The 23,057-nt window shown below is 44.9% G+C and carries 24 protein-coding genes and 3 tRNA genes; 4 read left to right on the top strand and 23 right to left on the bottom strand.

The window, feature by feature from the left end; all coding sequences use genetic code 11:
- Window positions 1-43 precede the first annotated feature (43 nt).
- From ACFI6L_RS15825 to aspS, 15 genes are all read right to left on the bottom strand, one after another.
- Window positions 44-119, bottom strand: a tRNA-Lys gene (locus ACFI6L_RS15825).
- 38 nt (window positions 120-157) lie between these two features.
- Window positions 158-233, bottom strand: a tRNA-Lys gene (locus ACFI6L_RS15820).
- A 24-nt stretch (window positions 234-257) separates the two neighbouring features.
- A tRNA-Lys gene (locus ACFI6L_RS15815) sits at window positions 258-333 on the bottom strand.
- 292 nt (window positions 334-625) lie between these two features.
- Entirely contained in the window at window positions 626-1,420 is a 795-nt protein-coding gene (ybgF, locus tag ACFI6L_RS15810) for a tol-pal system protein YbgF (RefSeq protein ID WP_014948871.1), read from the bottom strand.
- Entirely contained in the window at window positions 1,420-1,986 is a 567-nt protein-coding gene (gene pal, locus ACFI6L_RS15805) for a peptidoglycan-associated lipoprotein Pal (protein WP_014948870.1), read from the bottom strand. Before pal ends, ybgF begins: the two co-directional genes overlap by 1 nt.
- Window positions 1,987-2,026: 40 nt before the next feature.
- Entirely contained in the window at window positions 2,027-3,382 is a 1,356-nt protein-coding gene (gene tolB / locus ACFI6L_RS15800; protein ID WP_014948869.1) for a Tol-Pal system beta propeller repeat protein TolB, read from the bottom strand.
- A gap of 4 nt (window positions 3,383-3,386) precedes the next feature.
- Window positions 3,387-4,280, bottom strand: a complete 894-nt coding sequence (gene tolA / locus ACFI6L_RS15795) for a cell envelope integrity protein TolA (protein ID WP_462574395.1) — start codon at window positions 4,278-4,280, stop codon at window positions 3,387-3,389.
- A gap of 7 nt (window positions 4,281-4,287) precedes the next feature.
- Window positions 4,288-4,707 (bottom strand): protein TolR, encoded by a 420-nt coding sequence (gene tolR, locus ACFI6L_RS15790; RefSeq protein WP_014948867.1) that lies wholly within the window; start codon window positions 4,705-4,707, stop codon window positions 4,288-4,290.
- 29 nt (window positions 4,708-4,736) lie between these two features.
- Window positions 4,737-5,426, bottom strand: a complete 690-nt coding sequence (gene tolQ, locus ACFI6L_RS15785; RefSeq protein ID WP_014948866.1) for a protein TolQ — start codon at window positions 5,424-5,426, stop codon at window positions 4,737-4,739.
- Window positions 5,416-5,814: a tol-pal system-associated acyl-CoA thioesterase gene (gene ybgC, locus ACFI6L_RS15780; RefSeq protein ID WP_014948865.1), complete on the bottom strand. Its 399-nt coding sequence runs from the start codon at window positions 5,812-5,814 to the stop codon at window positions 5,416-5,418. The genes tolQ and ybgC overlap by 11 nt, the downstream gene beginning before the upstream one ends.
- Before the next feature lie 586 nt (window positions 5,815-6,400).
- Window positions 6,401-7,405, bottom strand: coding sequence for a Holliday junction branch migration DNA helicase RuvB (ruvB, locus tag ACFI6L_RS15775; protein WP_014976035.1), 1,005 nt, complete (start codon window positions 7,403-7,405; stop codon window positions 6,401-6,403).
- Between the two features lie 68 nt (window positions 7,406-7,473).
- A complete protein-coding gene (gene ruvA / locus ACFI6L_RS15770; protein WP_014948863.1) occupies window positions 7,474-8,094 on the bottom strand; it encodes a Holliday junction branch migration protein RuvA in 621 nt (206 codons plus the stop codon).
- Window positions 8,095-8,130: 36 nt separating this feature from the next.
- Window positions 8,131-8,649 carry a crossover junction endodeoxyribonuclease RuvC gene (gene ruvC, locus ACFI6L_RS15765; RefSeq protein ID WP_061485246.1) on the bottom strand — a complete coding sequence of 173 codons (519 nt, stop codon included), beginning with the start codon at window positions 8,647-8,649 and terminating at the stop codon, window positions 8,131-8,133.
- Window positions 8,649-9,089 (bottom strand): dihydroneopterin triphosphate diphosphatase, encoded by a 441-nt coding sequence (gene nudB / locus ACFI6L_RS15760; protein ID WP_014978753.1) that lies wholly within the window; start codon window positions 9,087-9,089, stop codon window positions 8,649-8,651. Before nudB ends, ruvC begins: the two co-directional genes overlap by 1 nt.
- Window positions 9,090-9,092: 3 nt before the next feature.
- Window positions 9,093-10,853: an aspartate--tRNA ligase gene (gene aspS, locus ACFI6L_RS15755; protein WP_069943983.1), complete on the bottom strand. Its 1,761-nt coding sequence runs from the start codon at window positions 10,851-10,853 to the stop codon at window positions 9,093-9,095.
- Window positions 10,854-11,100: 247 nt separating this feature from the next.
- Here aspS and ACFI6L_RS15750 point away from each other — a divergent pair, with 247 nt between their 5' ends.
- On the top strand, window positions 11,101-11,952 hold the full coding sequence (locus ACFI6L_RS15750) for a DUF72 domain-containing protein (RefSeq protein ID WP_014976034.1): 852 nt from the start codon (window positions 11,101-11,103) through the stop codon (window positions 11,950-11,952).
- 124 nt (window positions 11,953-12,076) lie between these two features.
- Entirely contained in the window at window positions 12,077-12,562 is a 486-nt protein-coding gene (locus ACFI6L_RS15745) for a GAF domain-containing protein (RefSeq protein ID WP_014976033.1), read from the top strand.
- 86 nt (window positions 12,563-12,648) lie between these two features.
- On the opposite strand, the gene ACFI6L_RS15740 is transcribed toward ACFI6L_RS15745, so the two are convergent.
- From ACFI6L_RS15740 to ACFI6L_RS15705, 8 genes are all read right to left on the bottom strand, one after another.
- On the bottom strand, window positions 12,649-13,989 hold the full coding sequence (locus tag ACFI6L_RS15740) for a sigma 54-interacting transcriptional regulator (protein WP_014948857.1): 1,341 nt from the start codon (window positions 13,987-13,989) through the stop codon (window positions 12,649-12,651).
- The gene (locus ACFI6L_RS15735) at window positions 13,986-14,570 is read right to left on the bottom strand and encodes a hypothetical protein (RefSeq protein WP_014948856.1); all 585 of its coding nucleotides are present in this window, start codon (window positions 14,568-14,570) and stop codon (window positions 13,986-13,988) included. The genes ACFI6L_RS15740 and ACFI6L_RS15735 overlap by 4 nt, the downstream gene beginning before the upstream one ends.
- Before the next feature lies 1 nt (window position 14,571).
- On the bottom strand, window positions 14,572-15,969 hold the full coding sequence (locus ACFI6L_RS15730; RefSeq protein WP_110287782.1) for a sensor histidine kinase: 1,398 nt from the start codon (window positions 15,967-15,969) through the stop codon (window positions 14,572-14,574).
- A gap of 60 nt (window positions 15,970-16,029) precedes the next feature.
- Window positions 16,030-16,311, bottom strand: a complete 282-nt coding sequence (locus tag ACFI6L_RS15725; RefSeq protein ID WP_223866688.1) for an EF-hand domain-containing protein — start codon at window positions 16,309-16,311, stop codon at window positions 16,030-16,032.
- A 298-nt stretch (window positions 16,312-16,609) separates the two neighbouring features.
- Window positions 16,610-18,682, bottom strand: coding sequence for a putative bifunctional diguanylate cyclase/phosphodiesterase (locus ACFI6L_RS15720; protein WP_462574393.1), 2,073 nt, complete (start codon window positions 18,680-18,682; stop codon window positions 16,610-16,612).
- Between the two features lie 181 nt (window positions 18,683-18,863).
- Window positions 18,864-19,304, bottom strand: a complete 441-nt coding sequence (locus tag ACFI6L_RS15715) for a tellurite resistance TerB family protein (RefSeq protein ID WP_039227287.1) — start codon at window positions 19,302-19,304, stop codon at window positions 18,864-18,866.
- A gap of 251 nt (window positions 19,305-19,555) precedes the next feature.
- Window positions 19,556-21,232 carry a fused response regulator/phosphatase gene (locus ACFI6L_RS15710; protein WP_049585867.1) on the bottom strand — a complete coding sequence of 559 codons (1,677 nt, stop codon included), beginning with the start codon at window positions 21,230-21,232 and terminating at the stop codon, window positions 19,556-19,558.
- Window positions 21,233-21,275: 43 nt separating this feature from the next.
- On the bottom strand, window positions 21,276-21,581 hold the full coding sequence (locus ACFI6L_RS15705) for an STAS domain-containing protein (protein ID WP_014948848.1): 306 nt from the start codon (window positions 21,579-21,581) through the stop codon (window positions 21,276-21,278).
- Window positions 21,582-21,752: 171 nt separating this feature from the next.
- Here ACFI6L_RS15705 and yciH point away from each other — a divergent pair, with 171 nt between their 5' ends.
- Window positions 21,753-22,085, top strand: a complete 333-nt coding sequence (yciH, locus tag ACFI6L_RS15700) for a stress response translation initiation inhibitor YciH (protein ID WP_014948847.1) — start codon at window positions 21,753-21,755, stop codon at window positions 22,083-22,085.
- Between the two features lie 63 nt (window positions 22,086-22,148).
- Window positions 22,149-22,949 (top strand): response regulator, encoded by an 801-nt coding sequence (locus tag ACFI6L_RS15695; RefSeq protein ID WP_014948846.1) that lies wholly within the window; start codon window positions 22,149-22,151, stop codon window positions 22,947-22,949.
- Window positions 22,950-23,057 lie beyond the last annotated feature (108 nt).

Raw genomic sequence — 23,057 nt, 5'->3', positions numbered from 1 at the left:
GAGGAGATTATTTAAAAAAGGAACATTTGAGTTTGAGACTTGATGGTGGGTCGTGCTGGATTCGAACCAGCGACCAATTGATTAAAAGTCAACTGCTCTACCAACTGAGCTAACGACCCATCAAGTGACACACAGATAAGTTTCGCAATTCAAATGATGGTGGGTCGTGCTGGATTCGAACCAGCGACCAATTGATTAAAAGTCAACTGCTCTACCAACTGAGCTAACGACCCATCATTTGATGCTAGGAGAGAAAGTGGTGGGTCGTGCTGGATTCGAACCAGCGACCAATTGATTAAAAGTCAACTGCTCTACCAACTGAGCTAACGACCCTTTCTTTCCTGTTGTTGCCTGTGTCTTGGCAACGGCGGCATATAATACTCAGATTTTTATTCGACGCAACCCATAACGTCCTTTTATTTTCATTTTTCTGTCAAATTACGACTAAACGGTCAAAATGAAAACAAATCGCTGAGTATTTATACCAGTACTAATTGAGTTTAGTCAGGTTTCTACGAAATACAGTGAAATTTGGTGCAGAAGTTTTATGCACTCTAAATGGAATTTTTTGAAAAAAACTTTTCTCTAACTCATAAAAAAGCCTCTTTAAAAGAGGCTTTGTTCATTACAAGTTATTTAACCGAGATTCAGCGAGGCGTTTTGCCGAAGAATCAGGGTAATCATTTACAACTTGTTGGAACAGCTGACGTGCTGTTGAACTGTCTCCCGTTCGCTCAGCAATGACACCTAGTTTTAATAAGGCATCAGGACGCTTGGAAGAATCGGTAAAGCGATTAGCTACAATATTAAATTGTTCACTTGCTTCGCTCCACTGCTGCTTATTAAACAACAGTTGCCCTAACCAATAGTGCGCATTTGGTGCGTAACCACTGTTGGGAAAGCGTGAAATGAACGATTGAAACGCAGGAATGGCTTTATCGTACTCACGAGACTTAAGGATCAAATTCACCGCATTTTCGTAGGCTTCATCTTCACCTGCTTGCGGTGCTTGCGTTGGTGTAGATGCTGTTGGAGAGCTCACAGAGCCCGAATCAACACCTGCACTAGGCATGGCACTACCTTGTAGCGCGCCGCTTTGCTTAAGTGCCTCCACGCGTTTATCTATTTCAAGATAAAGCTCACGTTGACGCTCAAGTACTTTTTGAAGTTCATTGGTATTAACTTCAACCGCACCACGCAGCTGGTCGACTTCCATTTGCATATTGTCTAGCTGCGTTTGAAGCCTGTGTTGCATTTCGGTTCGGCTCTTAACAATACGCTCTAGTACAACAATACGCTGCTCTAATTCACTGCCGCCATTGGCGTCTACCACAGGCGCTTGCGCAAATGCAGTAGAAACAGCAAGGGCGGCACATAAAGTGACGCCCATTTTTAATGTCTTATTCGTTAGAATAGTCATTAGCGGTAAACAACCACTCCGCGACGGTTTTGAGCAAATGCATACTCAGTAGACCCCATCACTGCTGGTTTTTCTTCGCCGTATGAAACTACTGTTACTTGGCTGCTGCTTACGCCAGCATTAAGTAGGTAAGTTTCAACTGACTGTGCACGACGTTCGCCTAGCGCGATGTTGTACTCAGGCGTACCACGGCTGTCAGTGTGACCTTCAATAGTCACTTTAGTGCTTGGGTTTTTCACCAAGAACGCCGCGTGCTTGTCTAGAATACGCTGGAACTCTGGCTTGATGCTTGAGCGGTCAAAGTCAAAGTAAACGGTTTGTTCGTTTTTCAGCGCTTCCATTTCTTGCTGAACCATTTCTTCCTGACGCTTCATACGCTGTGCAGCTTCTGCTTTAACGCGCTGTGCTTCTGCTTCACGTGCTTCCGCTTCTGCAGCCGCTTGTTCTTGTGCAAGGCGGTTACGCTCTGCTGCCAATTCTTCTTCGCTAGGGCCTGAAGAACATGCCATCATTGTCACTACTGGCAATGCGATAATGAAGCTCTTCATCACTTTATTCATTTGCATCCTACTAATCCTTAAATTTTATTGTTTAGTCGTTAAATTGTTAGAACAAAAATGGTGACCAACTTGGCGATTTAACTTGCCCATTGGCTGCTGGTAACCTAGCTTTAAAACGCCCATCTAAAGAAACCAGTGACAACACTTGGGTTCCCTCGTGAAGGGTGCTGTATATAATCATGCTTCCATTCGGCGCTACGCTTGGTGATTCATCTAAGTACGTCCGTGTCAGTACTTGAGGTGATCCACCATCCAAAGACTGCTTAGCAATGTGATAGTTCCCATTAGTTTGGTTTACCATAATCATTTGCTTGCCGTCTGGGGAAATCGTACCGCCAAGGTTCTGTTCACCTACAAAGGTAACTCGCCTTACTTTCCCAGAATTTAAATTTACGCTATATATCTGGGGTTTACCACCCCGTTCCGAGCTAAATATTAACCCACTGCCGTCTGGTAGCCACGCGGGCTCCGTATCAATCGCTCTATTTCGTGTTACTCGGCGAAGATTTTTTGTCGCTAAGTCCATCACATAGAGTTCAGGGTTTCCATCTTTCGATAAAACCATTGCAAGTTGCTTGCCATCTGGTGAAAACACCGGGCTACTATTTATTCCAGGGAAATCAGTAATGCGCGTACGCTCGCTGGTGTAGATATTCTGAATGAATATTTGCGGTCTACGATTTTCAAAACTAACGTAGGCAAGCTTCTCGCCATCAGGCGACCACACTGGCGACATAAGCGGCTCTGGCGAAGACAACAAGCGCGTTTCGTTCTCACCATCGTAGTCTGCAATGACTAATTGGTAAGGTTTTTCTACCGTGTCACGGTCGCGAACAATGACGTAAGCAATTTTCGTTAAAAATGCACCGCGAACACCGGTCAATTTTTCATACACAATGTCGCTAATTCGATGCGCATACTGGCGAAAATCTCGGCCGTTGATCACTGCCTGACGGGCGGCTAGTACGTGATCATTACTCGATACCAAATTGCCGTCTTTGAGTACTTTAGCTTGCCCATTGTCAACTTGCCCTTTAAGTACATCAATCAACTCATAGGATACAAGGTAACGGTCGCCTCCTTGTGGCTCAATACTTCCTACTAAAACCGTGTCCACACCTAAGGTTGCCCATGCAGTGAAAGACACTTGTTCCGCTGTCTCCGGGTACTGTGGCATTTTGTCGACAGATACCGGATTAAACTTACCACTACGCATTAAGTCGGCCATCACCACTTTAGAAATATCGCCAGGCATACTGCCCTGACCTTTCCATTTAAATGGCACAACCCCGATTGGACGTGCACTATCTACGCCCTCGGTTATCACAATTTCTAAGGATGCAAACACTTTGGCACTGAATGCCATCGTAATAAGCGCTATCCATAAACCTAGTTTTTTCATACCACTATAATTCCACTTTTAAAGTAATGTCTTTTAACTGCTCGTAAACGTCTGGCGCATCAGATACCGGTAACTTTTCGGCTCTTCGAACTGCGCTTTCAGCTGCTCTGCAAAGCGCGTCGTTTCCGCCTAGCACGCGAATACTCGTTACAAAGCCCGTAGTCGCTAATCGAATATTCAAGCGACAAGTTTTACCTTGATAGCTGTCGTCTGAATACAAATTGCGCTTAATGGTTTGCTGAATAAGCGCAGTATAACGCTCTACTTCAGTAAGTACCTGTTTTCGCCTACGTTCTTGCTGAGCAGCTTGTTCTTTTGCAAGCTGCTCTTGCATGATCCTTTCCATTTCAGCGCGTTCAGCTGCTTCTTTTTTCTTTCGCTCAGCCTCAGCTTTCGCTTTTGCTTCGCGCTCCTTACGCTCTTGTTCCTTCTGCGCAGCTAAGCGCTCCAAGTCTTTCTGACGTTTCGCTTCAGCCGCTTCTGCTTCACGCTTCTCTTTCGCACGCTTGGCTGCTAGCTGCTGCTGGCGTTTTTTCTCTGCCGCGGCTTCTGCTTTTCTTTGCCTTTCTTGCTCTTCGGCTCTTGCTTGAGCTTCAGCTTGTGCCTGCTCCCTTTTTTGATCCGCAATCGCTTGCGCATCAATAAACGTCGCTTCTATCACAGGCGCATTCGACGGCATACTTGGCAACGGGTCAGGAGAGAAACTGACGCTAATTAGCAACAGCGCAGCAATAAAAAGATGCAAACCAATGGACTTGTACAAGCCTACTTGTTCTGGGCTTATACTGTTGGCTTGCTTGGCACTTTTGCCGTTCTTTTTATCACCACTTACACCTTTACTCGCGTTGTTTGAGTGGCTAGCGGTTGACGTGCTTTTCGACACTTCAGGTTTCGACATATCTATATTACTCAACCGGATCCGTCATTAACCCTACTGAAGGCACACCCGCCTGCTGTAATAACACCATTAGCTGTATCACTTCGTTATACGCTACTTGTCCATCGCCTTTTACCACTACGGGCGTATTGGGCTCTTTGGTCAATTGTGCTTTTACAATAGCGCCAAGCTCTTCTTCGCTAATTGGCGATTCCTGGTCTTCGCCTACATTAAGGAAGTAGCGACCTTTAACATCCACTGACGCAATAATCGGTGGTGTATCTTCTTGCTCTATCGGGTTGGCACTTGCTTTAGGCAAATCTACCTTTACCCCTTGAGAAATAAGCGGCGCCGTTACCATAAAGATAATAAGCAACACCAACATCACGTCGATGTAGGGCACTACGTTTATCTCTGATACCGGCCTGCGGCGTTTTCTTACATACATAACAAGTCCTCCGTTTGGAATGTAAACGCTTAGGCTTGTTGTTGTGCTTGCGCAGCAACGGCTTGGCGATGAAGGATTGCAGAGAACTCTTCCATGAAGTTGCCGTAGCTATTTTCTAGCTTCTCAACCTGATGGCTGAAACGGTTGTAGGCAATAACCGCAGGGATAGCAGCAAACAGGCCGATAGCAGTTGCAATAAGTGCTTCTGCAATACCCGGCGCTACCATAGCAAGGGTAGCTTGCTGCACTTCACCTAATGCAATGAAGGCATTCATGATCCCCCACACAGTTCCAAATAGACCGATGTAAGGACTAATTGAGCCCGCCGTGGCTAAAAAGGGTAGACGACTTTCTAATTCTTCGACTTGACGAGACATAGAAACGCGCATGGCACGGTATGTACCATCAACTATGCCGTTGGTAGCGGTGTTAGACTTGCGCAGGCGAACAAACTCTTTAAAGCCTGAGCAAAAGATGCTGCCCATGCCTGTTAAGTTAGTTCTGGCAGAAAGCTCTTGATAAAGACGGTTAAGGTCAGCGCCTGACCAGAACTTATCTTCAAACTGACGCATTTCGTTGCGTGCCGCCGACAACGCTTTGCTGCGTTGGAAGATAAACGTCCACGACGCTATCGACACGCTTAGCAACAAAAGCATAACTAGTTGAACAATAAAACTCGCTTGTAAAAACAAGCCAATAAAAGTGAGATCAGATGACACGCGAAATTTCCCCTAACAAAGTACGTGGTAATCTTTTTGGCTTCATAACGGCCAAATCGACGCAGGCAACCTTGATATCTCCCGATACCAATGTAACGCCTTGTTCATTTTTAATAATTTGTTGAAACGTCATACTAGCGCCTTTCAATTCTACAACGCGAGTTTCAATACTCAACAGTTGATTGAACCGTGCAGGCGCATAGTTATGCATTTCAACGTGTTTGACGACGAAAGCGATGGATTGTTCCATCAGCGTGTCTTGTTCAAAACCTAGCTCGCGAAGCCACTCTGTACGGGCTCGCTCCATAAACTTTAGGTAATTCGCATAATAGACGATACCGCCTGCATCGGTATCTTCGTAATACACTCTTACCTGATGTAAATGCATAACTATTCCTTCACCCAAAAATTTAATAATCCAAAGCGGAGTTAAAATAACTAATTAGCGCGACAAAATGCAGAACAAAAACACTCCACAAGCCCCACCAAAGCTAACATTTAATCAAAAGTAAACCAATATTAAACACCCAGTTAACACATTAGTTTTTCTAATTCAAAACAACAATTTTACTCAATTGTAGTTTTTTCTGCTCTCCCTATAATGCACAGCATCAGTCGTACAGAGCGTGATGGTGCTTAGCACGGTCATGCAAGAGTTATTCTCCTGTTAGACATGAGTTCCCTGGATTTATTTCCTTCAACACTTGTTGTTTTAGCCCGCTCAATGAGCGGGCTTTTTTTTGCTTGTAATTTAGCATCTGTACAAAAAGAAATATTGGCGGCCCATGCTTAACTTGCGCTATGCAGTAATTCGCCATCCAATCTCAATGCTCTGAACTTAAAGCTTCCCCCATACGAGCATTTACTTGTAGCGTTTGAAACGGCTTCTGTATTTTCTGTGTTGCCAAAAAAAGCCCAGCAATCCTGCTAGGCCTTTAAAACGAATCTGTACCTTCTTACAAAGGGACGGTAAATTATTCAGACGGAGCGAAGCCAAAATGAAGATAAGCGCGCTGAGACACAATACGGCCTCGAGGCGTGCGCTGTAAAAAGCCCTGTTGAATAAGGAAGGGTTCAATCACGTCTTCTATGGTTTCTTTCTCTTCACCAATGGCTGCTGCCAAATTGTCTAAGCCTACTGGCCCACCATCAAACTTTTCGATAATAGCAGTAAGCAATTTACGATCCATGTAATCGAAACCTTCTTTATCAACGTCAAGCATATCCAGTGCCTTCGCTGCCGTATCGGCTCCCACCGTGCCGTCTGCTTTAATTTCTGCGTAGTCTCGAACACGGCGTAACAAACGATTAGCAATACGCGGTGTGCCACGCGAACGACGAGCCACTTCTTGCGCACCTTCATCGTTCATGTCTAAATTCAGATAGCTCGCGCTTCTTGCCACAATACTGGTAAGGTCTTTTACGTTGTAAAACTCTAATCGTTGAACAATGCCGAAACGATCGCGTAATGGCGACGTTAGCGAGCCTGCGCGGGTGGTAGCACCTACCAGCGTAAAAGGAGGAAGGTCTAGCTTAATTGAACGGGCGGCAGGCCCCTCGCCTATCATAATATCAAGCTGATAGTCTTCCATGGCAGGATAAAGAATTTCCTCTACCACTGGGCTTAAGCGATGTATTTCGTCTATGAACAATACATCATTGCGCTCAAGGTTGGTAAGCAGTGCAGCCAAGTCGCCAGCTTTCTCAAGCACAGGGCCTGACGTGGTTTTAATGTTCACGCCCATTTCATTTGCCACAATGTTCGCAAGCGTGGTTTTACCCAGTCCTGGCGGACCGAAAATAAGTAGATGGTCTAGCGCATCGTCGCGATTACGCGCAGCTTGAATAAAAATTTCCATTTGCTCACATACGTGAGGCTGCCCCGTATAGTCTTCCAGCATTTTAGGGCGAATGGCGCGGTCGATGACCTCGTCTTCGGTGCTGGCTTCAGGCGTAATCAGTCTGTCGGCTTCAATCATGATAGTTCTACTTTAAACGGTGACGTGAAGACAGGCAGACTAAGAACCGCTGTCTTCGTTGAGCGCCATTATATGGCCGCTTTTAATGATTCGCGAATAAGGGCCTCACTTTCCATGCCCTCTTTATATACGCTGTCGACTAGCTTGCTCGCTTGAGCAGGTTTATAGCCCAGTGCAATAAGCGCGCTTTGCGCTTCTTCCCGAGCGTCGTTTACAGCAACAATAGTGTTGGTGGATAGCAAGTCGCCACTTGGGGGCGGTACAGCAATACTCTGCGCCTTACCAAATTTTGCTAGGCGGTCTTTAAGCTCTACCACCAAACGCTCTGCGGTTTTCTTACCTATACCCGGTAAGCTGACGAGTGCAGAAACATCTTCATTTTGTACACTTGCCAAGAACTGGCTTGCCGACATTCCAGATAAAATAGCAAGGCCTAACTTTGGACCTACACCATTGGCTTTGATCAATTCTCGGAAAAGCCCTCTTTCCATTTTATCAGCAAAACCAAACAGCAATTGGGCGTCTTCACGAACCACAAAGTGTGTGTACACCACCACTTCTTCACCCACCGCGGGAAGCTGGTAGAAACTGGTCATAGGCATGTGAATTTCGTAGCCAACACCGGCTACATCTACAAGAATTTCTGGAGGCTGTTTCTCAGCCAACGTACCGCGAATTCGTCCAATCATGAATTATCTCTGTAAAAGCGTGAGCTTCGAGCAGTATTAGCGCAAACGACCACGAACGGTTTTTCGGGCTTGCCCTGCCATGTTTATCAGGCTCTGTTCAGTGTGTGCGTGACACAAGGCAACGGCTAATGCATCGGCAGCATCGGCCTGGGGAGTGCCGCTTAAGCTAAGCAGGTGTTTTACCATGTGCTGAACTTGCGTTTTATCTGCGCCACCTTTTCCAACTACCGACTGCTTAATTTGCCTTGCGCTGTATTCAGCAACAGGAAGTTGCGCTTGGGTGGCTGCCACAATGGCGGCACCTCTGGCCTGACCAAGCTTTAACGCTGAATCAGGGTTTTTCGCCATAAATACTTGCTCAATAGCAAACTGGTCGGGTTTATATTGACGAATAATATCGCCAACCCCGGTAAAGATATTAGCAAGACGAGAAGGCAAATCTGCCGTTCCAACGCGAATGCATCCGCTTGCTACATACACCAGTTTACCTTGCTTGCGTGCAATTAAACCGTAGCCTGTGATCCGAGAACCTGGATCTATACCCAGTATAACCATTAAGGCACACTCGGTACAAACAAAGATACCGCTTCTTTATTAGAGGGAGACCATAAACGCGCCAGTGCTTCGTCTTTCGAGACCCATTCGTACTGCAAGTGCTCTGTTAAAACAATGGGTAAATCGCTGTTTATTTGAAGGGAAAATACGTGTTCTGTGTTGTGCACAGTACCAGGAGGATAACGATGTAGCCAGCGGCTACGAATTTCATATTGGTTTTGCTTATCGTGGTCGTTAACCACAAAGCCGTGTGCTTTGGCATCGATACCAATTTCTTCACACACTTCACGATATGCCGTTTCTAAGGGTAACTCCCCCTCTTCTAACGCGCCGGTTACCGACTGCCAAAAGGTGGGGTCGTCTTGTCGTTGCAAAAGCAGCACTCGGTAGTGTTGGTCGTACAACACTACCAGTGCAGATTCAGGCTTCTTATACGCCATAAATTACGATTGCTTTTTCACCGTTGCAATAGCGAGCTCTTCAAGCTGCTGTGGGTTCGCAGGGCTAGGCGCCGATGTTAACGGACATGCCGCTGTGGTCGTTTTAGGGAATGCCATAACATCACGAATAGACGTCGCGCCAGTCATAAGCATTACCAGACGGTCTAGACCAAACGCAAGACCTGCATGCGGCGGCGCACCAAAGCGCAGTGCGTCTAGCAAGAAGCCAAACTTGTTCTTCGCTTCTTCATCGTCAATGCCAAGAATGTTGAATACCGTAGACTGCATGTCTTCATTGTGAATACGTACAGAACCACCGCCTAATTCAACACCGTTCAATACCATATCGTAAGCGTCAGATAAGGCTTCAGCTGGGTTAGCTTTAAGTTCTTCTGGCGTTAAACCACGTGGCGCGGTAAACGGGTGGTGAATAGCGTGAAGCTGACCGTCAAACTCTTCAAACATTGGGAAGTCAACAACCCAAAGTGGCTTCCACTCGCCTTCAAGAAGCTCAAAGTCTTCACCAAGCTTAAGACGAAGTGCGCCCATCGCTTCGGTAACCACAGTGTAGCTGTCTGCACCAAACAATAGAATATCGCCACTTTGTGCGCCAGTGCGCTCTAGCATGGCGTTAGTGATGTCTTCCGATAGGAATTTAAGGATTGGCGACTGTAGACCTTCAAGACCTGCACCAGCATCGTTAACTTTAATCCAAGCCAGACCTTTCGCGCCGTAAATACCTACAAATTTAGTGTATTCGTCTATTTGCTTACGCGAAAGTGAAGCACCGCCCGGTACGCGAATAGCTGCTACGCGACCTTTAGGGTCGTTTGCCGGGCCGCTGAATACTTTAAAGTCAACGTTAGCAAGCAAGTCGGCAACGTCTGTTAACTCTAACGGGTTACGTAGGTCTGGCTTGTCGCTACCAAAGCGCGTCATGGCTTCTTTGTACGTCATGCGCGGGAAGTCGCCAAGGTCAACGTTTAGCATTTTGTTGAACAAGTCGCGGATCATACGCTCGGTAATAGACATTACGCCATCGGCATCTAAGAACGTGGTCTCAATATCGATTTGGGTAAATTCTGGCTGACGGTCGGCACGTAAGTCTTCGTCGCGGAAGCACTTAACAATTTGATAGTAACGGTCCATGCCCGACATCATCAGAAGCTGTTTGAAAAGCTGTGGCGATTGCGGAAGTGCAAAGAACTCACCTTTGTGCGTGCGGCTTGGCACTAGGTAGTCACGTGCACCTTCTGGCGTTGCCTTAGTAAGAATAGGGGTTTCAATATCAAGGAAACCTTCTTCTTCTAGGAAGCGACGTACAGCACCGGTTACTTTTGCACGGAATTGTAAACGCTGGCTCATTACAGGACGGCGAAGATCTAGATAACGATAGCGAAGGCGCTGTTCTTCTGAGTTTTCTTGGTTCCAGTCCAGTGGAAGCACGTCAGACTTGTTGATCACTTCAAGGCCTGTGCCCAGGATCTCAATCTCACCTGTGCGCATGTCTTTATTTACTTGACCTTCAGGGCGCGCACGCACTTTACCCGTTAGCTTTACACAGAATTCGCTACGCAACGTGTTAGCTACCGATAGCACGTCTGGTAAATCTGGGTCGAACACCACTTGTACGATACCTTCGCGGTCGCGTAAGTCGATGAAAATTACACCGCCTAAATCGCGACGCTTATTAACCCACCCGCAAAGGGTAACTTCTTGTCCAATGTATGATGAATCGATATTCCCACAGTAATCTGTGCGCATGGTCCTTGACCCCTGATGTTTTTTCTTGCTTCGCATGCTGTGAATTGGCGTTCAAAACCGCTTACTTTTGGGCTTAAGACTTTGCCAAAAATCGCGTAAACTTGCTGGCCAATTAACTGGCCCTCCCACAACATGCATAATGTAATGATTTAAAGGCCGCATAGTATAAACAAATGCTTGATAAAGCCCAATGACAAATATGCACAAATCAGCCATATCACAAGGAAATCTCTATATTGGATTGCCAATGTGGCAACACAGCCATTGGCCAAGCACGTGGTTTGCTAATTATCCCAAGTCTGATAATGGATTGTCGCTGTATGCCAAGGAGTGTAATACGGTTGAAGGGAATACCACATTTTACTCTCTTCCCCACCAAGACGCTGTTGCGAGATGGTGCGATTCAACACCCGACCACTTCAGGTTTACTTTCAAGTTTCACCAAAACATTACTCATGTACATCAATTACAGCATTGTGATGAAGAGGTTGCCCAACAGCTTGCTTTATTAAGCCCGTTAAAAGAAAAGCTAGGAGTCATGATGCTGCAACTGCCCGCTACTTTTGGGCCAGAAAAGCTATCCATTTTGGATACCTTTTTAGCGGCATTACCTCAAGAAATAAACGTAGCGGTTGAAGTGCGCCACCTGGCATTTTTCGCTAAGGGTGACGAGGAAAAGGCGCTTAATCAACTTTTGATCCGCCACAATGCGAACAGAATCATTATGGACACCCGAGCGCTTTTCACTGGCTCTTTAGACGCAGGGGGAACAAATAGACGTGCGATGCTAGAGGAAGTGCGAGAGAAAAAGCCTCGTGTACCAGTAAATGTTATTGCTACAGGCCATACTCCCATTGTGCGCTTTGTAGGCAATGATGTTGATGATGACAACCAACGCTGTTTATTGCCTTGGGTGAAAAAAGTGAAGATTTGGCAAAGTGAAGGAAAAGACGTTTACTTTTTTTGTCACCGCCCCGACAACAAAGATGCTCCCTGGTTAGCGCAGCAGTTTATCGATTTGTATAACAACACTACTCCATCACTCGCGCTAAATAACCTGTCTATTAAAACTCAACCAGAGCAGAATTCACTGTTTTGATGACGAGCAACTGACATTGAGCCTATCAATATTTTTTAATAGATAGCGTTTTTCTAATTCAGCGGTAAACTACTGCTCTTATCTATTTTGGTACTACACCATTATTTACCGTGAAATAGCCTCAATGAACCATGAATATGAGAAAGCGCGTATTGCTGCGCTTGAATCGCTAGATATTTTAGATACTTCCCCAAGCGAACAACTTGACGAGCTCACCAAAGCTGTACAAGAAGAATTTAATGCTAAAACCTGCTTGGTAAGCCTTGTTGCAGAAGATCGCCAATGGTTTAAGTCCCGCCAGTGTATGGATGCTACCGAAACACCGCGTAATATCTCGTTTTGCACCTACGCGATAGCCGAAGAAGAATACTTGATTGTTCCCGACGCTAAAGCCGATAAGCTATTCGCTAATAACCCGCTGGTTACTGGCAGCCCTTTCATAAGAGCTTACGCAGGTGCTATCTTGCGCAATAAAGATGGCTATGAATTGGGTACGTTATGCCTACTGTTTGATGAACCACGTGACTTTTTAGATGTTGAGATAGAAAGCTTAAAAAACCACGCCCGCACAGTTGAAACCATTATTTTTTCAGAGCACCTTCCAGCATAACTCCAGCCCTACGCTTTTCGTATCGCAAAACAAAAACGCATCACTAAAAAGTGATGCGTTTAATAACTCTCTAAGCTCGACTATGTCTATCTGAAATCAGCTGCGTCTAGCTCGTGCTTTTTCATAAGCTTGTGCATATCAGTTCTATTTCTACCAGCAAGCTCTGCCGCGCGCGTTACGTTGCCGTCGGTCATTTTAAGAAGCTTGTGCAAGTATTGCTGTTCAAAGGCATCGCGCGCTTCTGTAAGCGTTGGCCAGCTTTGCTTAGTGGCAGACAAGGCTTGCTCTACTAAGTGAAGCGGAATAACAGGCGTTTGCGTTAACGCAACACACTGCTCGACCACATTCACAAGCTGACGTACGTTACCTGGCCAAGATGAGGTTACCAGCTGTTGCATCGCGTCATCAGAAAATTGGCTTACATTCACTCCATGACGCTGTGCGCTTTGCTGCAGCAGCGAGCGAGCCAGAAGTGGAATATCTTCACTTCGCGATTTTAGCGACGGAAGTTTTAGGTTCACCACGTTGAGACGGTAATATAAATCTTCGCGGAAGGTGCCTTCTTCCATTTCTTTGTGCAAGTCTTTGTGCGTTGCAGAAATGATACGCACATCGATATCTACGTGCTTGCTACTACCTACTGGACGAATTTGACGCTCTTGTAATGCACGCAGCAGTTTTACCTGCAGCGTCATCGGCATATCGCCAATCTCATCCAAGAACAAGGTACCACCGTCGGCTTCTCTAAACAGACCAGGGTGAGCAGCTACAGCACCGGTAAACGCACCTTTGGCATGACCAAATAGCTCAGACTCAAGCAAGTTTTCAGGTAATGCTCCACAGTTAATAGCCACAAATGGTTTGTCGCTGCGGTTACTGGCTTTATGAATGGCATTAGCAAGTAACTCTTTACCTGTACCGCTCGCGCCGCTAATAAGCACAGACACTTCACGCTGAGCTATGCGGAACGCCTGGTCTAGTACATTTAGCATTTCTGGAGAACGGGTAATGATGTCCTTTGCCCAATCCCCAGGCTGAGCAGCTTGAGACTGGCTAAGTGCTTTTTGCAGCAGCGCGCGTAATTCATCGTGATCGACAGGTTTAGGCAAAAACCCAAATACACCACGCTGAGTGGCTGCTACCGCATCAGCAATGGTGCCGTGAGCCGTCATCAGAATTACAGGAATATCTTTTCTAATTCCCATAATCTCTTCAAACAAACTCAGACCATCTAAGCCCGGCATACGCAAGTCACTCAATACTACATCGTAGTTGTCGTTTTGAAGCTTTCTTAACGCTGATTGACCGTCTTCCACTGCGGTCACCTCATAACCTTCGCCTTCCAGACGAATGGTTAATAAGCGCAATAAGCTCTTATCGTCATCTACCAACAATAAGTTAGGGTTGCTACTCGCCTTTTCGCTCACTGTTGTGTACTCCTGTTTTTATCCATCAGTGTTGCTTCAATCTGCAACAATTCTTCTAGTTTTTTGCGCAGGTTAACTGCTTCAATTTCAAGTGCTTTTACTTTCTCGCCACGAGAAGTATTTTCTTGCTCCAACACCACCATGGCAGATTCAAGCTGCATAATCTGATTGTTGTGCGACGCAGCAATAACAGTCACCACTTCTTGCGCAGTGGGTGTAAATGTTCCAGCAATATCATTTAACGCAAGCTGCGCGCGCAACCTGTCTTGATAAGGTGTATCTGTTGGTAGTGTTAAAACGTAGGCGTGAAGCGTGTCAGATGCTGTATCACCTAACGCTTTTAATGCTTGCTTACGCTCTAACCAAGGTTGGTTGGCCGCGTCAATCCACGCGTTAAGCCAATAGGTTGCATCGCAATTGTGCTCGAACCCCTGTGGAGGCTCAACAAATAAACAAAGGCCACGTTCTATTTTAGCTACAGGCGTCACCTTTTCTGGCTCACCTGCGTTGTCGTTGTTTCTGGTTAAACTCTGACATCCTGTCAGCACCAGTAAGGCGACAATTAAACCACTTATTCTCATTTTATTTTTCCTGTTGCCCAATGGTCACTCTAAAGCAAACATCGGCATAGTCTACATCTACAACACGCACATCACCATGCATCAGTCGAGCGCAATCGGCAACAATTGATAACCCTAAACCCGTCCCAATGACATTGTCGTTTCTCGGCTCGGTTCCTCGGATAAAAGGTTCAAATAAAGTATGTACTGACTCTGGAGCAATACGCTTACCGCGATTGGCAACATCCAGTACAAGATTATCGTTTTCGTTATAAAGGCTAATATTTATCGGTCTTCCCACTGCGCCATGCGCGACTGCATTGGACACCAAGTTATCAAGTATTCTTCTAAACAGCTCCTCGTCTATACGCACCTCGGACGCAGTTATCTTTACTTCCACTTCTCTATCCTGAATGGCGAGCGCGTAATCTTCTAAACAAGCAGAAACTAACTTACTAACGTCACTTTGTACCATTTTTGGCTGAGCTTGTTGCAACAGCAGGTTGTAGTCGAGCAACTTTTCCACCAGCGTGTTGAGCCTTTGCGTGCTAGCTGTAAGTAGCGAAAGTACTTCGCGTTGACTGTTATTCAACTCGCCCACCACGTTTTCAGACAACAAGCTGCAGCCTTCTTTAATGCTAGCAAGCGGAGTTTTGAGCTCGTGAGCAGCGTGTCGCAGCAAGGCGGTTCTAATATGCTCCAACTGCTGTAGTCGATCATAAAGCCAATGTAAATCTTTCTCTACATCAATCAGTTCTTTTGGCGCTTGTCTTGAAAGGGGTGGAAGCTGACCATCGCTGTGGGCCATGATCCTTATAATCTTTTTTAAGTTGTTAACGGGGTTCACAATAAGTTGACTCCCCATCAGTATTAGCAATAACGAAACGCTTACAAGCATAGCTGTAGACCAAGCTTGTTTTGCTTGCATGGCATTTAAATCATCTTGCTGGACTTTGACACGTTCAGTAATAGCGGCTTCTACATCGTCGCGAAGCTGGTCGACGCTATCGCCCACTGACGCAAGGTATGCATTAAGTAAAAGCTGGTCTTCAATCGCTCGATATTCGGCTAATTGATTTAGCTGTTCTGAAAGTCGTGTGCAGGTAGTTGGTACCGAGAGAGCCTGACATAGATTGTCAGCGGCCACGGCAAATTGATCGATGGCGTTATCAGAAAGAGAGGCCACCCTTTCATTTCTCAACACAGCAAATTGGCGAATGCTGCGCTCTACGTCAACGACCGCGTTATCGAGTCTTTGCATGTCGCTAACAACATCGACAACAAACCGTGTTTCAAGTGTTGTCATTTGACCCACTTTGGCTAAGTCGCTTTGACTTTGCCAAAGTAAGGCTATAAGAGGGATAAGGGCCAGTACAAAACTACCTAGCGTCAACTGCCTTAGTGAACCAAGTTGTACCAAGCGTTCACCAAACGAAACCTTGTTTATCAGAACCTTACCCTCTTAAATATATTATTTTATCTACTCACTTGCTGTGAGCTTTTCATTGCCTGGCGTCAACTTGCTTTTTGCCAATTCGGCTTCGGAAAGTTTGCCATCTTCGTTGTCATCAATCAGCCCAAAGTTACGCAGTAGACCTGTGTGTCGAACCGCTTCTTTAAGTGATATCAGACCATCTTTATCTGTGTCTAATTCCTGCATCAACGAACGCGCTGGACTTGCGTACGCGTCCGCTACTGAAATGGCTTGTACTGCAGCAACAGCACAAAGTGCTAAGAAAACTTTTTCGAGACGTTTCATCATGAATCCTCCGCTAAACGCTTTTAAAATCCTTCTCAATCCGCTTTGATACCAGCCCTGTGTTATCAGGTTATGCTGCTATTAAAGCTCATGGATACTACCACTAGTCTTCAATTAACCACTATCATAATTGCATTCAAACTGCTTATGCGATTTTCAGACCAAAAAGAAAAAGCACATTAAAAACAGCAGCATATGCAAATAAGTGTACTATCAACCACTCAGCATACAGGTTAAATGTTGCAAAAAAGAAACACCACTTTGAAACACTGTATGTCAAAGTGGTTTTATCGATACCTTGCTATACAGAGAAACTACTATCGCTGTAATGGGAGGGAGAGCAAGTGAGCTCCGATAAGGGGATGGGCTTGCTAAACATAAATCCTTGCACATTGTCACATCCATGCTCTCTAAGATAATTCCACTGTTCAAGGTTTTCTATGCCCTCAGCACATACCGAGAGTGACAGTCTTTTCGCCAAATCAATAATTGCCCCAGTCACAAGACGGCTTCGTTCTGAAGTTTGAATTTCCATTACAAACTGTCGGTCAACTTTTAGCGTGTCGATATTGATTTGCGTCAGGTAACTTAACGAGGAGTAACCCGTTCCAAAATCATCTAGAGCTATGGCGCACCCCATATTTCCGATGCGTCTGAAGAACTTGTTTGAAAGAGTAAAGTTTTCTAGATACGCACTTTCTGTCACTTCAAATTCAATGTTTTCTGGGTTGATGTCATAGAGCTTGAAAGTATTGTAGATGTAGTCAAACAGCTGCGAGCTTCGCAAATCATGTCCAGATAAATTGATTGAGGCTCTAAACGGAGACGTGGCCCATTGTTTTAAATCTGGCATATCAATACAAACGCGCTTAATTACCCAACGGGTAATTGCAGTGATCTTACCGCCCTGCTCAGCAATGGGGATAAACTCGTTCGGCATGACCAAGCCAAATTCAGGATGTTGCCAACGAATAAGCGCTTCTACGCCGATTACATTCCCTTCGTTGTTAACTTTAACCTGGTAATAAACAACAAACTCATCGTTGCTGATTCCTTGCTCAATACCGTTAGCTAAGTGGAGTTTACGCTTATGCGACTCAACCATATCAGGTGTAAACAGTGTGTAGCTGCCCCGCCCTCGCGCTTTTGAGCGATACATTGCAAGGTCTGCATTGCTCATCAGTTCGCTTAGGTCGTAGCCCGCATCGGAAGCCGTAGCAATTCCAACGCTTAAACCTACCGTTAGTGATAAGCCACGCAGTTCAAAAGGCTCATCAAATGCGGTAATAAGTCGCGTTGCCAAGCTTTGCGCTTGGTCAGTAGTCACATCTCTATCGGGCAGTACTAAGAACTCATCCCCTCCCAGTCGCGCGAATAAATCGCCGTCGCGCAGCAAACACTGAACTCTGTCAGCAACCTCTATGAGAATGAGATCCCCGGTTTCATGTCCTAAAGAATCATTGATGCCCTTAAACCCATCTAAATCAAAAAACAGGAGCAGTAAGTCTTCATCATTTCTTTTGGCTCTGGCTAGCTCAAGTCTTAAGTTATCGAGAACAAACTGTCGATTGGGAAGACCGGTTAAACTATCGAAGTTTGCCAGACGAGACATGGTTTCTTGTTGATCAACCAATGTTTGCTTTTGCTCAAAGTTGATAAGTAACTCAACTTCAATGGTATCCAATAAACTATTAATGTTATTCGATAACTGTCCAATTTCATTAGATGTATTAAGTGAACTGCGCAGCGCATAGTCTTTTGACTCAAATACTTCTTGAGTAAACTGCCTCAGCGACCCAATAGGAGAAATCAAACGGTATAAAATAAAGACACAAGTGCCAGTGCAAAGCAGCCAAACCGCGATAACGATAGGCACTTGCTTAATGAGCTGGCGGGCTGAACTTGCCGCCATGGTGTCTTCAATATCCACATAAAGAACAACATGTCCAAGTGGGTATAGGCTACTACCTACAATTTGATGGGCAGTGATAACATTGTCGTATTGCGTAACACCAAATGGAATTTCTGCAGGATCAAGAGGAACAGATTGATTGGAAAGCTGGCTTAAGGAATCAGGTTGAATGGTGGAAATGACTTGATAGTCGTTGTCATATAGCGTGGCGGAAATAAGATTATCGTGTTCTTTTATCGGTTGAAAAAGAGAGGAAAATAATGCGTTATCACCGGGACTTCGCTCCATGACAACCAATAACTGCAGCGACAAAGCGTTACTTAACGTCGCGGTATTGCCTTTAACCACATCCACCACAGACGCGTTGTGTTCTAATTTATTAACAATTACCACAGAGAGCGCCAGCACCGACATCGTCAATGCAATGACAAGCCCAATTGGGATTTTCAACGTTCTAAACACTCAACTACCCTTACTTCAGTACTGCAAGCTGTTGTAAGCAAGTGATGCCATAGGCTCTGAAACAGCACTGTCACCGCTAAGCTTTTATTATTATTTGTTCACAATAGTAAGGTACAGGTCGCTAAATTTGAATCCATTTTTTTAGCTAAGACAAAAAAGACTAACTGAGTGATGATGAACGCTATGTTCTTTCAACTACTTCAAGTTTAGTTTTAATGTATTGGCTATGGGGAACGTACAATAAATCAGCTATTTGACGAATAGTACTCTCTTCAAGAGGCGCTAAAGATTCATCCGCGTATGCAATAGCCCAGAGGCTCTTTATCACATCTCTTTTCTCATCAGCGCTGCAGTGTTTATTTAGTACTTGAGTAAAACGCACTAAGTCAATTGAATCGTCAGCCGTCTCTTGCCCTCTTTCAAGCAACAACGACATCGCTTCCTCATCTATGTTTACATGCTTTCTGAGCTGTTTCTCGTATTCACATCTCTCGCTATCCGTTACTTCATTATCAGCGTTTACAATTTCACTAAGTAATGCAGCAGTCGCCAATTCAACGGTATACGTTGGCTCTGTGCGCTTATGCGTGTCTTCGAAAAGTTTAAGAAATGATTTCAGCATGGGGCCCTACTTCTTGTGTCACCGCAGAAACGCCCGCGGTTAATGGAATTTGAGTATCGATAAAACTTTTACTCGGTAAAAGCTAAATTCGATTAATTGCTGGATTAGATGGACAGATTTACAGCGATGACTAAGCAAGCAAGTCTATGTAAACTGTACTCAGCGACTAGAGCTGTAAAGTGAGAGTTTAAAAGCCTTCAGAGAAACATGAATATGAACATTTTGCTCGTAAAGATATTTTCTAAAGGCGCCTAAATTTTAGTATCAAGTAAGCAAATCACTTTACTCCCGCCATTTTCGAACCACACTCGTTCGCACAGCGCGTGAAGCAAAGGGAGCCCACGCCCAAAGCTTTCGTCATGAACGGAATGACGCCGGCCTACCGTACTTGCCTTGTTCCACTCAAAGCCTTCACCACTATCTTCAACCGCTATCAGCACCTTACCTTTAAGGGGTAAAGACTCTATCCTAATATTAATTCGCCCGTGACTAAGCGCTTTTAGTGAAGCCTCGCGGTTTTCGTAATATTGATGGAACCCTGTACTATCAGCTTTGAGTTTTGAGTCGAGTTTCAAGATCCCATGCTCTAACGCATTATTAAACAGTTCCGACAACACGGTATAAATTATCGAACGCACCGCTTGAATGCCCTCACATTGCCCCGCAAGCTGTAGCACGCGTTGAAGAATGTCAGGCTGTTTCAAATGTTGTGCGTCAAGCGCAACTTCATGCACCGATGGCAATCCAAAATCCATCTTTGGTGATACGGGCGTTTTAATGGGTTGAGAGGTAAACACGACTAGCGTGACATCATCGTGAAATGAAGAGGCTGCGCAATGCTCTTTCGCCTTAAGAAAAAGTGAATTGGATTCTATTTTCCCATGCGTCTGCATTTGCTCTTTTACTATTCTTACCAAGCCTTCCTCAAGAAGCATTTCTCCCTCTTGATTAGTACTCTCAATTAGCCCGTCGCTACAAATTACAAGCTGTTCATTGCATCCTAATTGAATGGTATCGCAATCGGTGTTGAGTTCATGCTCGTCTAGGATCCCTAATGCCATGTGACGTGAGGGAATGCAGCGCAATGCTAAATCAGTTTTCGCAGGAACAATGACAGCCGGCATTCCACCTTGCCATAAGTTTATTCTATTGCCCCCCGCATTAATTTCGCCCACCACTGCGGCCATAAACATGTCACTTGGTAGAAACTTAATTAAAATTCGATTTAATTCTGAAATAATCTCAGAAATAGATACCCCTTGCTGGCTGAGTTCCTGAAAGGCTCGGGTTACAGGCAACGCACCAATTGCAGACGCCAAACCATGGCCTGTAAAATCTCCCACCACAAAATAAATACCACCACTAGGGCTTGATTCGCATAGAAAGAGATCGCCATTAAAGGTTTCAGCTGGCTTTAGGAAGCAGTCGAAATGCGCCATTACCTCGGGTCGATTGACAATAGCGTGGCTAAAAATATGCTCCACGATGGCGTGCTCTCTCGCCACTCTTTGATTGAATAAACGAAGTGCTTTATTTTGCTGTTCTATGTGTTCACTCAAAGCACGTATTTTTAAGTGGGCTCGAATTTTGGCAATTAGAATGTGTCGGTCGAAGGGCTTTGTGGCAAAGTCGTTCCCGCCAACTTCCAGACACCTCACTAAACTTTCTTTATCTTCTAAAGCGGTGATAAAAAGAATAGGTAGATACGGCCCTTTCGCAAGCTTGCGTATTTTGGGTGCAACGTCAAAACCACTGAGCCCAGGCATCACAACATCCAACAAAACCAAGTCGGGTTTTTCGTGCGTAAATTTTTTGATAGCTTCAACACCATCCACCGCTTCGATACACTCTTTATAACCTGCGTTATAAAGCATGTTAGTAAGCAATGTACGGTTGATAGCCTCGTCGTCAACAATGAGGATCTTCACGTATGTCTCTTCGATAAAATGTTAATTTAGCGACTTGCTTTTCTTACTTAATGTCGAACTTTTTATCGAATCGAGATATTTTCAGGATTTTAGCAACCTGAGGACGGGCATTTTCGATACTGTAGGTTAATTCTCTTTCAGCGAGTGTCTTTTGCATGTTTAACAACATACCTAAGGCAGAGCTATCCATGTATTCAGTACGCGATAAATCTACGGTGATGTGAGAGACATCGGCGCCCAGTTCGCCATAGGCGTTTCTGAAGTCTTCTACCTTACTAAAGTCAAACTTAGTGCCTACATCTACCACTAGTACTTTCCCTTGATTTTGATAGCTCGACGTTATTTCCATATTCGCTCCTTAAAAATGTAAGCAGAAATGCTTCATCACATGCTTTTAACTTTGCTATTCTTATACTAGTTGAACTTTTACACATCGCCATGAAAGTCATCTTAAACTTTCGTATGGTAATGCTTTTTTTATCGCCATTTAGATGGAAAGACGCAATTTATTGAGGTATGTATGCAAGACTGGCAAGACGCCCTTTTGGTCTATAGTACTGAAAGTGGCAAAATAAAGCCTGAGCCAAAAGAGCAAGCGCGTTCGGTGTCTTCTGACGGCGTTGTTCGTATTCACAGGGAAACTAAAGGTCGCAAAGGAAAAGGGGTGTCTCTGATTAAGGGATTAGACCTCGCGTCTGATGAGCTGAAAAAGCTAGGCTCTGAGCTAAAGAAAAAATGTGGTTGCGGCGGCGCAGTGAAAGACGGTGTCATTGAAGTACAAACTGATGACAGGGAAAAGCTCCGCACACTACTTACCGATAAAGGGTATAAAGTTAAGCTTGCTGGGGGCTAATGTAACGCTAGCCAGCTAGCGAGCTCTCACTTTTTCATAAACATATAACAAAAAGAGTCTGAAATGGAAAAGCTGTCAATTTCTGATCTACACATTATTTTAGTTGAGCCTTCTGACACACAAAGAAAGATCATCACCACTTTGTTGTTAAAAGAACACGTAAAGGAAATTGACCCCGTCAGTACCCTTTCCGAAGCTCGTTCAGCGGTAAAAGCGCACGGTGCTGACCTAATCGTAAGCGCGATGTACTACGAAGATGGAACCGCACTAGAACTACTTAAATTCATCAAAGAAGACGACGCATTTAAAACAATTCCCTTCATGTTGGTTTCCAGTGAAAATCGTTTGAGCAAACTAGAAGAGTTTAAGCAGGCGGGTGTTGCGGCAATTCTTCCTAAACCATTTGAACCCCTTCATTTGTCTCGTGCGTTAAACGCAAGCTTAGATTTAATCAATCACGATGAACTAGAATTAGAACTATTTGACGTACACGATGTTCGCGTACTACTTGTTGATGACAGTAAATTAGCGCGTAATCATATTCGACGGGTACTAGAAGGCATGGGGCTTCAACGCATAAAAGAAGCAGAGAATGGCGCAATGGCGCTAACTTATATAAAAGATGAACCTTTTGACCTCGTGGTTACCGACTACAATATGCCCGAAATGGATGGCAGGGAACTATCGGAATTTATCCGCTTTAATCCAGAAACCACACATATACCGATTATCATGGTAACGTCAGAGTCAGCTGACAGTGCACATATGGCTAATATTCAGCAAACAGGTGTGAACGCGCTATGCGATAAGCCTTTTGAGCCCAACGAAGTAAGACAAATGCTTTCAGCACTATTAGGTAACTAAGCGCAAAAATATTTAACGGCGTTCTCAAATTACCCACCGGCAGGTGTATATTTACGGCACCTGCCAACGCTTCATGCCCTAACCGTTTGGCTTTTTATAAAGCCAAAA

The organism is Alteromonas sp. G4i35 (genome assembly GCF_054960375.1).
Note: the sequence above shows the minus strand (reverse complement) of the source record. Positions and strands in the feature narration are given on the sequence as shown.